The sequence below is a fragment of the Arthrobacter sp. 05N428_2 genome, assembly GCF_056397065.1.
On the sequence record NZ_JBFTMR010000005.1, the window covers coordinates 57,935 to 72,045 of the forward strand.

16 protein-coding genes and 1 tRNA gene are annotated in these 14,111 nt (G+C 65.2%); 5 read left to right on the top strand and 12 right to left on the bottom strand.

The annotated features are described in order from the left end of the window. Nucleotides 1–4: 4 nt before the first annotated feature. The 6 genes from AC1DGI_RS06965 to rpsB form a co-directional block, all read right to left on the bottom strand. On the bottom strand, nt 5–583 hold the full coding sequence (locus AC1DGI_RS06965) for a DivIVA domain-containing protein (RefSeq protein WP_476898257.1): 579 nt from the start codon (nt 581–583) through the stop codon (nt 5–7). Nucleotides 584–684: 101 nt separating this feature from the next. Continuing rightward, nucleotides 685–1,602, bottom strand: a complete 918-nt coding sequence (locus AC1DGI_RS06970) for a phosphatidate cytidylyltransferase (RefSeq protein ID WP_441401035.1) — start codon at nt 1,600–1,602, stop codon at nt 685–687. After that, nucleotides 1,602–2,159, bottom strand: coding sequence for a ribosome recycling factor (gene frr / locus AC1DGI_RS06975; protein ID WP_441401033.1), 558 nt, complete (start codon nt 2,157–2,159; stop codon nt 1,602–1,604). The genes AC1DGI_RS06970 and frr overlap by 1 nt, the downstream gene beginning before the upstream one ends. Nucleotides 2,160–2,233: 74 nt before the next feature. Further along, on the bottom strand, nt 2,234–2,971 hold the full coding sequence (gene pyrH, locus AC1DGI_RS06980) for a UMP kinase (RefSeq protein WP_476898258.1): 738 nt from the start codon (nt 2,969–2,971) through the stop codon (nt 2,234–2,236). A gap of 132 nt (nt 2,972–3,103) precedes the next feature. Further along, nucleotides 3,104–3,940, bottom strand: coding sequence for a translation elongation factor Ts (tsf, locus tag AC1DGI_RS06985; RefSeq protein ID WP_441401029.1), 837 nt, complete (start codon nt 3,938–3,940; stop codon nt 3,104–3,106). Nucleotides 3,941–4,073: 133 nt separating this feature from the next. Beyond that, nucleotides 4,074–4,973: a 30S ribosomal protein S2 gene (gene rpsB, locus AC1DGI_RS06990; protein ID WP_476898259.1), complete on the bottom strand. Its 900-nt coding sequence runs from the start codon at nt 4,971–4,973 to the stop codon at nt 4,074–4,076. 499 nt (nt 4,974–5,472) lie between these two features. Between rpsB and AC1DGI_RS06995 the strand changes: the two genes are divergently transcribed. Further along, nucleotides 5,473–6,006: a murein hydrolase activator EnvC family protein gene (locus AC1DGI_RS06995; protein ID WP_476898260.1), complete on the top strand. Its 534-nt coding sequence runs from the start codon at nt 5,473–5,475 to the stop codon at nt 6,004–6,006. A gap of 62 nt (nt 6,007–6,068) precedes the next feature. Here AC1DGI_RS06995 and AC1DGI_RS07000 read toward each other — a convergent pair whose 3' ends face one another. Next, nucleotides 6,069–7,259, bottom strand: a complete 1,191-nt coding sequence (locus tag AC1DGI_RS07000) for an acyl-CoA dehydrogenase family protein (protein WP_476898261.1) — start codon at nt 7,257–7,259, stop codon at nt 6,069–6,071. Nucleotides 7,260–8,079: 820 nt separating this feature from the next. On the opposite strand from AC1DGI_RS07000, the gene AC1DGI_RS07005 reads away from it, so the two are divergent. The 4 genes from AC1DGI_RS07005 (at nt 8,080) to AC1DGI_RS07020 (ending at nt 9,968) form a co-directional block, all read left to right on the top strand. Beyond that, complete coding sequence (locus AC1DGI_RS07005) at nt 8,080–8,307, top strand: hypothetical protein (protein ID WP_476898262.1); 228 nt, start codon at nt 8,080–8,082, stop codon at nt 8,305–8,307. A gap of 115 nt (nt 8,308–8,422) precedes the next feature. Continuing rightward, on the top strand, nt 8,423–8,929 hold the full coding sequence (locus tag AC1DGI_RS07010) for a DUF2510 domain-containing protein (protein ID WP_476898263.1): 507 nt from the start codon (nt 8,423–8,425) through the stop codon (nt 8,927–8,929). A 105-nt stretch (nt 8,930–9,034) separates the two neighbouring features. Next, nucleotides 9,035–9,244, top strand: a complete 210-nt coding sequence (locus tag AC1DGI_RS07015; protein ID WP_476898264.1) for a hypothetical protein — start codon at nt 9,035–9,037, stop codon at nt 9,242–9,244. After that, the gene (locus AC1DGI_RS07020) at nt 9,237–9,968 is read left to right on the top strand and encodes a hypothetical protein (protein WP_476898265.1); all 732 of its coding nucleotides are present in this window, start codon (nt 9,237–9,239) and stop codon (nt 9,966–9,968) included. The genes AC1DGI_RS07015 and AC1DGI_RS07020 overlap by 8 nt, the downstream gene beginning before the upstream one ends. 97 nt (nt 9,969–10,065) lie before the next feature. Here AC1DGI_RS07020 and AC1DGI_RS07025 read toward each other — a convergent pair. The 5 genes from AC1DGI_RS07025 to AC1DGI_RS07045 form a co-directional block, all read right to left on the bottom strand. Beyond that, nucleotides 10,066–10,139 (bottom strand) — tRNA-Ile (locus tag AC1DGI_RS07025). Between the two features lie 134 nt (nt 10,140–10,273). Then, the gene (locus tag AC1DGI_RS07030) at nt 10,274–11,485 is read right to left on the bottom strand and encodes a glycosyltransferase (protein ID WP_476898266.1); all 1,212 of its coding nucleotides are present in this window, start codon (nt 11,483–11,485) and stop codon (nt 10,274–10,276) included. 103 nt (nt 11,486–11,588) lie between these two features. Further along, nucleotides 11,589–12,494 carry a DMT family transporter gene (locus tag AC1DGI_RS07035; RefSeq protein ID WP_441401922.1) on the bottom strand — a complete coding sequence of 302 codons (906 nt, stop codon included), beginning with the start codon at nt 12,492–12,494 and terminating at the stop codon, nt 11,589–11,591. Continuing rightward, nucleotides 12,494–13,153: a CDP-alcohol phosphatidyltransferase family protein gene (locus tag AC1DGI_RS07040; RefSeq protein WP_476898267.1), complete on the bottom strand. Its 660-nt coding sequence runs from the start codon at nt 13,151–13,153 to the stop codon at nt 12,494–12,496. The genes AC1DGI_RS07035 and AC1DGI_RS07040 overlap by 1 nt, the downstream gene beginning before the upstream one ends. Before the next feature lie 55 nt (nt 13,154–13,208). Next, nucleotides 13,209–14,105 (bottom strand): phage holin family protein, encoded by an 897-nt coding sequence (locus tag AC1DGI_RS07045; RefSeq protein ID WP_476898268.1) that lies wholly within the window; start codon nt 14,103–14,105, stop codon nt 13,209–13,211. Nucleotides 14,106–14,111 lie beyond the last annotated feature (6 nt).

Sequence of the window (14,111 nt, forward strand, 5' to 3'; positions counted from 1 at the left end):
CGCCTTAGTCGATGGCGGCCATGAGTTCGACGACGCGCTCCAGGAACGCGTCGACCTGGCTTTCCTCGTAGCCCTCGCGCCCGACGGCGGGCCGGAAGGTGGCGCGGCGGACGTTGTCAACGCTCAGCGGCTGGTCCTCCTCGAGGTAGCCGATCAGTTCGTGGCAGAGGTCGTCGACGTCGGTGGTGTTGTAGCTGCGCACCTTGCCTTTGGCCGGGCGCCGGAAGCGCTGGCCGTCGGGGCGGTGCAGCCGGCCGCGGAGCAGCCCGGCAAGCCGGCCGATCTCGCGCAACCAGGCTTCCTCGCCGCGTTCCCCAATCAGTTCGTCGCGTTCCCGGCGGGCCAGGGCGTCCTCCAGCCGGTCCAGGGCCGCGTCGACGCCGGCGGCGGCGTAGCCGCCCTTGACCGGGTCGAAGGAGACGGCGCGGACGTCGGCGCTCTTGACCGATCGTGCTGCTGCGTGGGGCGTTTCAAACGACACCCGCGCGCGCTGCAGGAACTGGTCCACCTGCTTGGCGTTATAGCCGTACTGGTTCCGCTGCACGCGGTCAAAGGAGCCAGGAATCTGCCGTTGGATGTCCACTGTAACTATGTTTCCTTCGATGCCGTTCGGCTCTGGTTGCCCGAATATCGAGCGGTGTTTGCTCGGCACCATTGTAGGCGCCGGGTGGTAAACGCGTTGCGCTAGCGGCCGGCGCTGGCGGAGAAAATCATAAACGCCACCGGGGACGCGAAGACGATTGAGTCGAGCCGGTCCATCACTCCGCCGTGCCCGGGGAGGCTGTTGCCCATGTCCTTGATGCCGAGTTCGCGTTTGACCATGGATTCGGCCAGGTCGCCGGCGGTCGCGGCGGCGACCATGCCCACGGCGAGGGCCGCGCCGAACCACCAGGGTTCGCCCAGCACGAAAATGCAGGCGAGGACGCCCACCACCACCGCCCCCGCGATCGACCCGCCAAAGCCCTCCCAGGACTTCTTCGGGCTGATCTTCGGGGCCATCGGGTGCTTGCCCAGCGAGGCGCCCACGAGGTAGCCGAAGGTGTCGTTGGAGACCACCAGCAACAGCAGGGTGCCGATCTGCCAGGCCCCTGTCGGCACCACGCCCCCGGGCCAAGGCCCGATCGGGGAGCTGCCGGCGGCATGCAGCGGCAGCACCGCGAAGCTGATCAGAAAAGGTACCCAGGCCATCGTAAAGACGCCGGCGAAGATGCTCCGCGCCGACCCCGCGGCCCCCTCCAGCGAACGCCACAGGAGCACCGCGACGCTGCTGAGCAGCAGTGCGAACAGCAGGCTCTCGGGGCCGCCGAAATAGGCCGCGAGAGGCATCGCCACGGTGCCGGTCATCGCGGGGATGATCGGCAGCCGGGTGCCGGAGGCTTCCAGCGCCCGGTACACTTCCCAGACGCCGAAGACGGCGAACGCGGTGACCAGCAGCACGAAGGCCAGTGGCAGGAACAGCAGACCGCCCAGCACGGCGAAGAGCATGGCAAGGCCCACCGCCGTGGCGGCAGGAAGGTTCCGGCCGGCTTTCGGCGTCGGGTTCTTCCGCTCTTTCCCCCGCGCCCGTACCTGCGGTCCGGGCGCCTGCTGTTCCTCCGCCATCAGACCTCGAGCAGCTCGGCTTCCTTGCGCTTGAGCAACTCGTCGATGCCGTCGACGTGCGCCTTGGTCAGGGCGTCGAGTTCCTTCTCGCCGCGGGTGCCTTCGTCCTCGCCGGCGTCGCCGTCCTTGACCAGCTTGTCCAGGGTTTCCTTGGCCTTGCGGCGGATGTTGCGGATGGACACCTTGGCGTCCTCGCCCTTGGACTTGACGATCTTGACGTATTCCTTGCGGCGTTCCTTGGTCAGTTCCGGGATGGTGATCCGGATGACGTTGCCGTCGTTGGAGGGGTTGGCGCCCACCTCGGAGTCGCTCAGGGCACGTTCGATGTCCCGCAGGGCGGTCTTGTCGAACGGGGTGATGAGGATCGTGCGCGCGTCCGGGACGGCGAAGGAGGCCAGCTGCTGCAACGGGGTCGGCGAGCCGTAGTAGTCCACCAGGACCTTGTTGTACAGGCCCGGGGTGGCACGGCCGGTCCGGATCGAGGCGAAGTCGTCCTTGGCTACCTCAACCGCCTTGTCCATCTTGTCCCCGGCTTCGAGCAAGGTTTCTTCGATCACGTTCTCTCCTCAGAAATTGGTGCGCACCCCAGTGCCCGGGGAGCTGAACTGTCCTAAAAACATCCTAGCCGGAGCTAGGGGGTGACCACGGTGCCGAGGTCCTCGCCGCGGATGGCCCGGGTGACATTGCCTTCGCCTTCCATGCCGAACACAACCATGGTCAGGTTGTTGTCCTTGCACATCGTCATGGCCGTCTGGTCCATCACGCGGATATCGCGGCGCAGGGCCTCGTCATAGCTGAGGTGGTGCAGTTTCTCCGCGGTGGGGTCCTTCTTCGGGTCGGCGGTGTAGACGCCGTCGACCCCGCTCTTGGCCATCAGGACGACGTCGGCGTGCACCTCCATAGCGCGCTGCGCTGCGACCGTGTCGGTGGAGAAGTACGGGAGTCCGGCACCGGCGCCGAAGATGACGACGCGGCCCTTTTCCATGTGGCGGATGGCGCGGCGCGGAATGTAGGCCTCGGCCACCTGGCCCATGGTGATGGCGCTCTGCACGCGCGTCTCCACGCCGGCCTGTTCCAGGAAGTCCTGGAGGGCCAGACAGTTCATCACGGTGCCGAGCATCCCCATGTAGTCGGCGCGGGAACGGTCCATGCCGCTCTGTGAAAGTTCGGCGCCGCGGAAGAAGTTCCCGCCGCCGACGACGATTGCGACCTCGACGTCGGGAACGGCGGCCGCGATCTGCTTCGCGACGCCACGCACGGTGTCCGGGTCAACGCCCAGCTTGCCGCCGCCGAAGACCTCTCCGGACAGCTTCAGGAGCACGCGGCGCCTGCTCTTCTTTGGCTGGGCTGAATTGTTGACGGTCTCCATGGTGCCTTCCCGTTGGTGAGCTCTGAAAAAGGGTATCGTGCCGGGGACCAAAGGCTGCATTCCCGGGCCCGCGTTCCCGGCGCACGCGAAAGGGGTGGCCACCGCAGTGACCACCCCCTCAGCGGATCTTACTTAGGAACCGACGCGGAAACGCGTGAACGCGGTTGCCTTGACGCCGGCCTCTTCGAGGACCTTGGCGACTGACTTCTTGGCATCCTTGGCGAATGCTTGGTCAACGAGGACCTCGCCCTTGTAGAAGCCGGTAACGCGGCCTTCGACAATTTTGGTCATCGCGGCTTCGGGCTTACCCTCGGCCTTGGCGGTTTCCTCAGCAATGCGGCGCTCGGACTCGACCAGGTCGGACGGGACGTCCTCGCGGGTCAGGTAGTTCGGGGACATCGCGGCGATGTGCACGGCGACGTCGTGGGCAGCGGTGGAAGCTTCTTCACCCTTGCCGTCTACGGCGAACAGCACGCCGACCTGGGCCGGAAGGTCCTTGGAGGTCTTGTGCAGGTACGCGTCGACTGTGGCGCCCTCGACGCGGGAGATGCGGCGGACGACAACCTTCTCACCCAGGATCGCACCTTCTTCGATGACGACCTCGGAGAGCGGCTTGCCGTCGAGATCGGTGGCCAGCAGGGTGTCGAGGTCGGCAGCGCCGGACTCAACAGCAACGGCGAGCACCTTGTCGGCAAGCTGGATGAACTTGTCCGACTTGGCGACGAAGTCCGTCTCGCAGTTGACTTCGATCATCACGCCGACGCCGCCGTCGACCTTGGCCGCAACCAGGCCTTCCGCGGTGGAACGGCCTTCGCGCTTGGTGGCGCCCTTGAGGCCCTTGATCCGGATGATCTCGATGGCCTTCTCGGCGTCACCGTTGGCTTCGTCAAGAGCCTTCTTGACATCCATCATGCCGGCGCCGGTACGCTCGCGCAGAGCCTTGATATCAGCGGCAGTGTAGTTCGCCATGTGAACCCCTCTGTCTAGAAATTTGTGTGGTGTACGGACCGACAGGACGGCTGCTCACCCAGTGAGCAACCATCCTGTCAGTACCCTGCACGCCGCGGGCGGCGTGCAGGGAGATCCAGATTTATTTGTCTGACTACTTGGCTTCGTCGGCAGCCGGAGCGGCCTCGGCGGCGGCCGGAGCAACAGCTTCAGCGGCGGGAGCTTCGGCTTCAGCGGCTGCCGGAGCAGCAGCCTCGGCGGCGGCCGGAGCAGCAGCTTCAGCGGCCTTGTTGCCTTCGAGGAGCTCGCGCTCCCACTCGGCCAGCGGCTCTTCGGGAGCTTCCGTGGTGCCGGTGGCGCGGTTGTGGCGAGCGATCAGGCCCTCCGCAACGGCGTCGGCAACAACGCGGGTCAGCAGGTTGACGGAGCGGATGGCGTCATCGTTGCCCGGGATCGGGAAGTCGACTTCATCGGGATCGCAGTTGGTGTCCAGGATGGCCACAACCGGGATGCTCAGCTTCTTGGCTTCGTCGACGGCGAGGTGTTCCTTCTTGGTGTCGACAACCCAGAGGAGCGAAGGCGCCTTGGTCAGGTTGCGGATACCGCCGAGGTTGGTCTCCAGCTTGGTCAGTTCGCGGCGAAGGAGCAGCAGTTCCTTCTTCGTGTACGCGGAGCCGGCGACGTCGTCGAAATCGATCTCTTCGAGTTCCTTCATGCGCTGGATGCGCTTGGAAACCGTCTGGAAGTTGGTGAGCATGCCGCCGAGCCAACGCTGGTTGACGTACGGCTGGCCGACGCGGGTTGCCTGTTCGGCGATCGCTTCCTGGGCCTGCTTCTTGGTGCCGACGAAGAGGACGGTGCCGCCGTGTGCAACGGTGGCCTTCACGAACTCGTAGGCGCGGTCGATGTAGGACAGCGACTGCTGAAGGTCAATGATGTAGATGCCGTTGCGCTCCGTGAAGATGAAACGCTTCATCTTCGGGTTCCAACGACGGGTCTGGTGTCCAAAGTGGACGCCGCTGTCAAGCAGCTGGCGCATAGTTACGACGGGCATGCCGACGCTCCTTCCGGCAGGTCATTCATGAGAAAGCCCTGGGCTCTCTTACCCTGCCAATAGTTGACGGTTATTTAGCAACACCCGGGCGGGTGTTCCTCCTGGCATCCACCGCACCCCTCATCCAACCCCGAGGGGCCGGACCGTAAGAGGCGCAGTCCTCCGCACCCGGAAGCCGGGCTTCGGACAGGGAGGGCTGGATACGCGTAGTCAGCCACTGCTCCCGCACTCCTGAATGAGACGTGCTGCCTGTCCGGCATATCGGCCCCAGAAGGAGGGACACATATGCGGAATCAGGCATGAGGGCACAGCAAACTGCTCCACCAAGTGTACTACAGCGGACCTGCCCGGACGGACGGCTTCCGGGCCGCTCGAAGGCCCTGCTTCGGTGGCGTTCGGGGCTGGAAGCGGGCAGGAATCGCGTCCGGAACCGGGCCCGAATCCACATAGCCGCGTCGGGGCCTTCCGGGGCCGCGTCCGGTCACCGCAGGCTGGCGGCATGAAGGTTTCAATTCTTCTCGCTGCGTTGTTGCTGGTGCTCGTTCCGGCGTCGGCTCCGGCGCGCGGCGCTCCCGGGCCGGCGTCCCCGGCCGGCGGCTGGAGCTGGCCGCTCTCCCCCAGACCCCCCGTGTTGCGCGGCTTCGATCCTCCGGACCGGCCGTGGCTCAGCGGCCACCGCGGGGTGGACCTCCGCGCGGCGTACGACGGCGCCCCGGTCACCTCGCCGGCGCCGGGCCGCGTCAGCTTCGCGGGCTTCGTGGTGGATCGACCGGTAATTACCGTCGACCACGGCAACGGCCTGCGCAGCAGTTTCGAGCCGGTCGAAAGCGCGTTGCAGCCCGGCGACGAGGTGGGCGAAGGGTCGGTGCTGGGACACGCGCTGCCCGGCCACTGCGGCGGAACACCGTGCGTCCACTGGGGCGTGCGGCGCGGCGATGAGTATCTCAACCCGCTGGCTTTCGTTATGGACCTGCGGCCCTCCATCCTGCTTCCACCCGCAAATCCCGGTTCGGGACTGGGCGGTTCCGGATGAAGGGCCGCGGGCGTGCATCGGGGTCCCCCGGCAGGCGGTGCCAAAGCCGGAGCCCCGGGTGCCTAGACGATGGCAGAGATCCCGGTGATGGCCCGTCCGGTGACCAGGGTATTGATTTCGTGGGTTCCCTCGTAGGAATAAATGGCTTCGGCGTCGGAAAAGATCTTGGCCATCTCATAGTCGGTGACGATGCCGTTGCCGCCGAGTAGGCTGCGGCCGATGGCCACGCTTTCGCGCATCCGTGCCGTCGTGAAGGCCTTGGCCAGGGCCGACTGCTCGTCCTTGGCCTCCCCGGCATCCTCGAGCTGGGACAGGCGGACCATCATGCCCATGGAGCTGACAGCGTTGCCGAGGATCTGCACCAGCTGGTGCTGGACAAGCTGGAAGGACGCGATCGGCCGGCCGAACTGGCTGCGCTCGACGGCGTAGCGGCGGGCGACGTCGAACGCGGCCAGCTGCTGACCGACGGCCTGCCAGGCGACGGAGAGGCGCGTGACCTTCAGGACCTTGTTGGTGTCCCGGAAGCTGTTGGCGTTGGCCAGCTTGAAGAACTCCGGGACCACGACGTTCTCCAGGGTGATGTCGGCGTTCTGCACGGTGCGCAGCGAAATTTTGTTCTCGATCTTGGTGGCCTTGTACCCCGCGGTTTTGGTGTCCACGAGGAAGCCCTTGACCTGGTTGTCGGCCACGTCGCGCGCGTAGATGACCACCCAGTCGGAGAAGGTCGCGTTGCCGATCCAGCGCTTGGCGCCGTTGAGGATCCAGCTGTCGCCCTCGCGCCGGGCTGTGGTGCGCGTCCCGCCGGCGACGTCGGAGCCGCCCAGCGGCTCGGTCAAGCCGAAGGCGCCGATCTTCTTCAGCGAGTAGATGTCCGGCAGCCAGGCCTCCTGCTGCTCCTGCGATGCGAGTGCCTCGATGGATCCGGTGAAGAGCCCGTCGTGCACGCCCATGAAAGTGGCGATCGAGGTGTCCGCACGGGTTGCCTCCGCGTGCAGGATCCCCGCGAAGAGGTTCGAGTAGCCCTGGCGCTTCACCGGGCTGACCAGGTCAATCTCGGCGAGCTTGGGGATGAGCTCCATCGGGAACTCGCCACGGTTCCAGCAGTCCACGGCGATCGGCTTGACCTCGCGGGCCATGAACTCGCGCACCTCCGCGAGTCGGTCCTGCTCCTTGCCACTGAGCAGCTGCTCGAACGCGAAGAAATCGCCGTCGGCGTAGGGGAGGTTGTTGAAGTCGATTGCAGCTTTGGACATGTCGTTCCTTCACTCGTGATCAGCAGCGATCAAAAGGGCGCGGGCGGCGCGCCGCGGATATGTTACTCACGAGTAACATATCGCAAGCGGCGGCCGGGCGGCAAGTGACCGGGGGCACGGCGGGTGGGTCCCGGGCCCGGGCGCGTCCGGGAGCCGGGTGTGAGAAAGGGGTGGAAGCTGGACCGGATGCGGCGGTTCGCCGTGACGCAAAAGAAGCCGCAGCCGACGCGGAAACGTCGACTGTGGCCCCGGTGGGACGCGGATCGTCTAGGAAATTCCGCCAGTTCGTAGGGCTACTCGGACTTGAACCGAGGACCTTAGGAGAATGAGTTGCTGCTTTTCGTCAGTATTCGGTGGATGGCGTTACTGCCCAGATTCCGGGACGGAACTGGCCTATACGCCGCATGCCATGTTCATCGTCTTGCGTTCCCCGTCGGGGTTTCCGGTGGGTAAGTGGTGGGCGGACACGGTCTTCCCGACCATCCAGGAGTGACGGCGGCGGCATGCCGTTGGGCGCCGGGCTCCGGTGGCATCATGGACAGGCGCCTCGATCCCCCGCTACTCCTAGCCAATTTGCGTGCGTTAGTCTCCGGCTGCGGAAGGCCCCCGTTCATCCAGGCCAAGCCGGCAACCTCAAGTTTGCGCAACGCCCCGCGGGCCGGCCGTTGGCAGACGTCCGAGTTGCATGTTTGAAACGTGCGGAATTCGTGGGAATACCACTATCGTGCCGAACTGGCAAGCATTTGATGGATTTAGGTGTCACTCTGGGCTATCTTCGATCGGTACAGCTCGATATTTACCGATTTTGACTGGATTGACCTTGAACGAAGACTCACCCTCAGTCCCGCTAACCTACACCGTCGGCCAGGTCGCCAAGCTCCTGCAGATCGCGCCCCCCACGGTCCGCAACAAAGCTCGCGGCGGGGCGTGGCCCTACCTTGAGTTCGGCCCCAGAACCATCCGCTTCACCGAACACCACCTCGCAACCATCCTCACCACATCGGAGGTTGCGCCGGTGCAGCAGTCGCCGATCCGCCGGAGGACGTGACGACCGTCCATGTGACCGGCCGCGGCGCGCCGTAAGCGGAGTTGGCACGTACGCGTCGCAATCCAGCCTTAGGATCACCAAGGGCCCCGATACGGGGCGATTTCAAGGGGGAATATTGAGCAATCCAGCAGGCTGGTATCCAGATCCGGCAGGCCAGCCGCAGCAGCGGTTTTGGGACGGAACGACGTGGAGGGAAGAGGTGCGGCCGTTCCCTGCGCCGAACTCGGCAGGCTCTAAGCCGGCGGCCACCGTCGTCGAAAAGCCGAAGGCCACCCCGAAGCAAACGGCCATTGGGTGCGGAGTGTTCTTGGTCCTCTCGTTGGTCATTGGCGGCATAATGTCTAGTTGCGTGGCTAATGCCGGCAAGGTGGACCCGGCAACTTTGGGCGACGGGGCACACGCAAAGGTCGCCTGCCGTGGAATGGTTCAGGACAAATTGAAGGCACCATCAACGGCGAACTTCAGCGGGGAAGGCGCCTCGGGGTCTGGGAACAGTTGGACTGTGACTGGTTCCGTGGACTCGCAAAACAGCTTCGGGGCGCAGATCCGCTCTAGCTACACGTGTTCGCTCACCTATAGTCCCTCCGATCATCAATGGAACGGAAGCGCTAGCGTCGGCTAGCCGTCACGAGGCCCACCGATTCCTTTCGTTTCCGGAAGATCCTCCGGGGCAGCGAGTTTGAACTAGGCTGACGCTCACGCGTCATGACGGGATAGGGGATGGCTCATGGTCGAACTCAGCCTCCAGTGGGTCACGCCGCACACGTTCCGAAAGACAGCAGGGACCCTGCTGGAAGCCTCCTCAGGGATGGCCAGCGCATCGGCCCAGCTGGGCCACTCCATCGAGTACGTCACCCGGAAGCACCACGTCCAAAAAATTCACCAAGCACCCGACAACACGTCCTTACTCGAAGCCTTCGGAGATCGCCTTGTCTAACCAGCTACTGCCGCCTTATCACTTCGACATGGCCGCAGTGTTCCCGCCCATCAAAATGCCCCAGCTGTTTCCGACTGACTACTTTTCAGGTTTGACCAAGCCGATGACTGATTCCATCGCCCTCAACTTTGCATCACACCTTCCGGACGTCCGCCAAACGATCCTCGATTCATATAAGGCCGTCGCGCCGGACTGGTCCAAGCTGGTGCCGAACGTCAGTCAAGTCCTGGGAGTTAATTTTTCCGGGGAACTGGCGAAGTCGTTCGCCCCAAGCATCCAAACGTTGCAGAAGTCGATTCTGGCGGCCTTCCCACCGGTGACCGGCTTGGGCCCGGCGATAGTGGCTCCGGGTGAAGCCGGGACCGCTGCGCCCCGGCTTCCCTCCGCTGACGAACTACTGAGGCTGGGCACGGCCGTCGCGGCGTCCCATGCAACAGATCCGGAGTTTCTTGAAACTGCACGCGAAGCAGTGAATGCGCTGGATGGCGCTGAGCCAGCGATCGAGGCCTACGTGGCATCCCTTTCGGGATACGCCACCAATGCTCTGGAACTCATCAGCCAGGGGATCTACGCGTTTGTATTCACGGTCTGGGTCCTGGCCGTCCTTGGGGTGTCGATCTCATTGCCCGAAGCGGGAAATTTGATCGGCACCACTGGCCTCGTTGCTCCCGCCGTGGCGACAGCGGCCCAGCGCCGCTGGGATGGTTTCGTGGACTCGGTCTGACAGCATATCGGTGGGTTTCCGGCGGAGGCCTACCTGAAAACTCCAATACGAAAGAGCCCCTGATCCGCGTTTCCGCAGGTCAGGAGCTCTTTTCAGGTAGGGCTACTCGGACTTGAACCGAGGACCTTAGGATTATGAGTCCCGCGCTCTAACCAGCTGAGCTATAGCCCCGTGCGCCGGGAACGGCCTGGCCCGGGCGGACCGGACTGTTCCGGGCAAAAACACTCTAGCAATAGTAGTCGCCCGCGCCGTACCGACCGCCGGGCAACTCCGTCCCGCAAACGCGGTCGTACACGGCGCCGGGACTAGACGACGAGATCGTCGTAGCTGGCGCCGCGGTAGATGTCCTCGAACGTCTGGAGGGTGCGTTCGATGCTGTGGTTCTCCACGATGCCCCGGCTTGCCTTGCCCATGGCCGCGAGTTCGCCGGCGGGAAGCGTCAGGACGCGGACCATCTTGGCGGCCAGGTCGTCGCTGTCATTTGGCGTGAACAGGTAACCGTTCTCGCCGTCGCGCACCAGGTGCGGCAGGGCCATGGCGTCCGCCAGCAGCACCGGCGTCGACGCGGACATTGCCTCGAGGGTAACGAGGGACTGGAGCTCGGCCGTGCCCGGCATGCAGAACAGGTCTGCGGCAAGGTAGGCCTTGCGGAGCTCGGCATCGCTGGTGAGTCCCAGGAATTTCACCCGGTCGCGCAGTCCGAGCCGGGCGACCTGTGCCTCGAGGGCGGCGCGGACCTCCCCGCCGCCGACAATCTCGAGGTGGATGTCCAGCTCCTTGGGGGTCTTGGACACGGCATCGATCAGCACGTCGATGTGCTTCTCCTCCGCCAGTCGGCCAACGAACAGGACCGTGGGGCTGGCATGCCGGACCTCTTCCTCGCCGGGCTTCAACTCGTACGCTGCCGCGTCGATGCCGTTGGAGAGCGGAAGGACCTTGCGCAGGAAGGCGTGCTCGTGCATGGCCTTGGCGGCCAGTGGCGTGGGGGTGGTCACGACGTCGGCCTGGCCCATCACCTTGCCCATGTCCTTCCAGGAAATGCGGCCCACGACGTCCTTGAACCACTGCGGGAAGGGCAGGAAGGGGTTCAGGTTCTCGGGCATGAAGTGGTTGGTGGCGACGACCCTGACGCCGCGCTTCACCGCCTCGTACAGGACGTGCTCGCCGATCATGTAGTGGCTCTGGATGTGCACTACGTCGGGCTGGACCTTGTCGAAGAGAAGGCTGATTTCCTTCTTGATCTCCCAGGGGAAGGTGATCCGGAAGTATTCGTGGGTGGGAACTGAATGCGACCTGATTCGGTGGACCGTGCCCTCGTCGCAGGCTTCGCTGTAACTTTTGCCCTTGCCGGGCCGGCAGGCCAGGACGTGCACGTTGTGTCCGCGGGCCGTCATGCCCTTGGCGAGGCGGTAACCGAACATGGCCGCGCCGTTGATGTTGGGCGGGTACGTCTCCGCGGCAATCAGGATGGTCAGCGGTTTCTGGTTGTCGGGTTGGTCATTCTCGGGCCTGGTCACGGGGATAGCTCCTGGTCGTCACGGTGCGGTCAGCTGGGCTGTGGCGGCCGGCTGGCCGTCGGCGGCAGGCGGCGGGCCTGCGCCTGAAGTCTCTGGCGCCGCCCTAGGACACCCGCCCCGCGGCCTTCCGCGCGTCCTTCTTGCGCTTCGTGACCTCGGGATGGTGCCGGGAAAGGGCGATCACTCCCACGATAGCAAGGGAAGCGGCGACCCCCATGGCAATCGCCGTCACAGCGTGGACGTCGGGGCGCAGTTCCCCCAAAATCACGATGCCGATAGCGATGCCGACGATCGGGTCGATCACGGTCAGCCCGGCGATCACGAGGTCCGGCGGCCCACCGGAGTAGGCGCTCTGCACGAACCACGATCCCAGCCCGCCGGCCGCCGCCATGGCGACCAGCGTGTACCACTGGACGTTGAGCAGGAACAGTCCGTTCGGATCGAGCAGGTGTTTGCCGATGATCCGGGTCAGGACCGCCACGAAACCGAAGAGTACGCCGGCGCCGATGATGTACACGAAAGCGCTCATCCGGTGTCTGAAAAGCACCGCCAGCGTTCCGAAGAGGCCCACGGCCAAGGCAAGCAGCAGCACAATGGTCAGTTCGTCCGAGCCGCTGACGTGGTGGTTTTCCTGCGTGACGTTCACGGCGAGCACCACGAACAGGGCCGAGCCGGTGACGCAGGTACTGATGGCCACCACGGTGGCCCGGTTCATGCTGAGGCCCTGGTCTTTGGCATTGATGATGGTGGTGATCACGAGCGCGATCGCGCCGATTGGCTGCACCACGGTGAGGGGCGCCGAGACGAGGGCGACGGCGTTCATTGCCGTGCCGACGCCGAGCAGCAGCAGTCCGAGGACCCAGCGCGGGTTGCGGATCAGGCGGAGCATGCCGTGCGAGCTGAGTGCCAGGCCTCCGGTGTCCGCTTTGACCGCGCTCCCCTGCCGTTGGGCACCGAAGGCAAGAAAGAAGGCGCCAAGCACCGCCAGCAGTACTGCGAACCAGACCATCAGCGGCGTCCGCCGTCGCCGGTGTTCTGCCCCTGGTCCACGGCCGCTCCGGCACCGGCTTTGAGCCCCCGGCCCTTGCGGATGATGGCCCAGAAGTAGTTGTAGGCCGCGATCCAGTGCCCCACCAGGCCCAGCCCAAGGCAGATCCAGGCGGCCACGAAGTAGGCGCCGGTTCCCGGGATGGGCAGCTTGGACAGCACCAGCAACGGCGTGCCGACCAGCAGCAGGGCGGTCCGGATCTTCCCGATCCGGCTGCCGGGCAGGTCGGGGTGGCTGTGGAAGTAGAACAGCGAGAGGGACAGCAGTACCAGGTCGGGGACCAGGAGCGCGGCCAAATACCACCACTCAATGACGCCGGCGATCACCAGCGTGACGACGACGGCGATCAACGCCAACCGGTCCGCGATGGGGTCCATGATGCGGCCCAGTTCTGACATCTGGTTGAAGCGGCGGGCGATGTAGCCGTCCACCCAGTCGGTACTGCCCATGACCGCCAGCACTAGCGCGGCCGAGCCGTATTCCTGCTTAGCCAGGACGAGCCAGATGAAGAGCGGGACCCCCAGGAAGCGGACCACGGTCAGCAGGTTGGGGACGGTGAAGACCAGGTCGTGATGGATCTGCGGCTGCCCGGGCCGCGTGCCAGCGCCGATGAACTTCATCCGGTCCCCCTTTCCACGGCCGGCAACGAGTCAGTGTCGGAGTTCAGGGTGGCGCCTAACCCTTGAGCAGTCTGCGCAACAGGAAGATGAGGGTGGCCGTCGAGGCGGCCAGGGCGGCCAGCGGCTTCCAGCGCTTGCCGAGCTCGGCTGCGGCGCCGGACTCGCCCTTGACCCCCGTCGCGGCGAAGGCTTTGGGTGCGCCGGGTGTTTTTGCCTGGCTGCGGAACGCGGCGACCCTGTCGTCAACGAGCTCCTTGCCTTCAGCCAGCCGGTGCTGGCCGGCGGCGAGGAGGCCCTGCGCCTGCGTCTTGACGTCGAGTTCCTCGCCGAGTTCGTCACGGACCCCGGTGAGGTGCCGGCGTCGCTGGTCGAGGCGGCTGCGCAGCTGGGATTCGGTCGGGGCCGGGCCGAGGTCGGGCTGCTCGGCTGCCTTCTTGGCTTCCTTCGCGGCCTTCGCTTTCGCGGCGGCCTCTTCCTTGGCGGCCTTGGCGGCCTGGGCCTGCGGGGACTTCGGATCCAGGACGGCGGCGTCGAAGGACGAGCCTTCCTTCGCGATGCCGAGGTCGTGTTTGAGGCCGCGGATCGTCTCCTCCGGCAGCAGCGGCATCGCCTTCTTGAACCGGCTGTAGCCGATCAAGCCCACAATCAGCGCGACGATCAGGAAGGCGGCGCAGACCAGGAGGGCCGCGAGCCAGGCGGGCATCACCGTGGCCAGGCCCATGATGGCGGCAACGATGAGCCCGATCACCAGGAAAGCGACAAAGATCAGCGCGACAGCGAGGAAGGCCGCCGCGACGCCAAGCTGGATGCCCTTGCGTTTGAGCTCGGCCTTGGCGAACGCAATCTCGTCGTTGAGCTGCCGGGGTGCGAGCTTGAAGATCAGTTTCAGGGTCTTGGGCAGCGCGGAAAGGCGCAGCCCTCCGCTTGTCCTGCCGGTGTGACGTCCGCTCATCGGTTC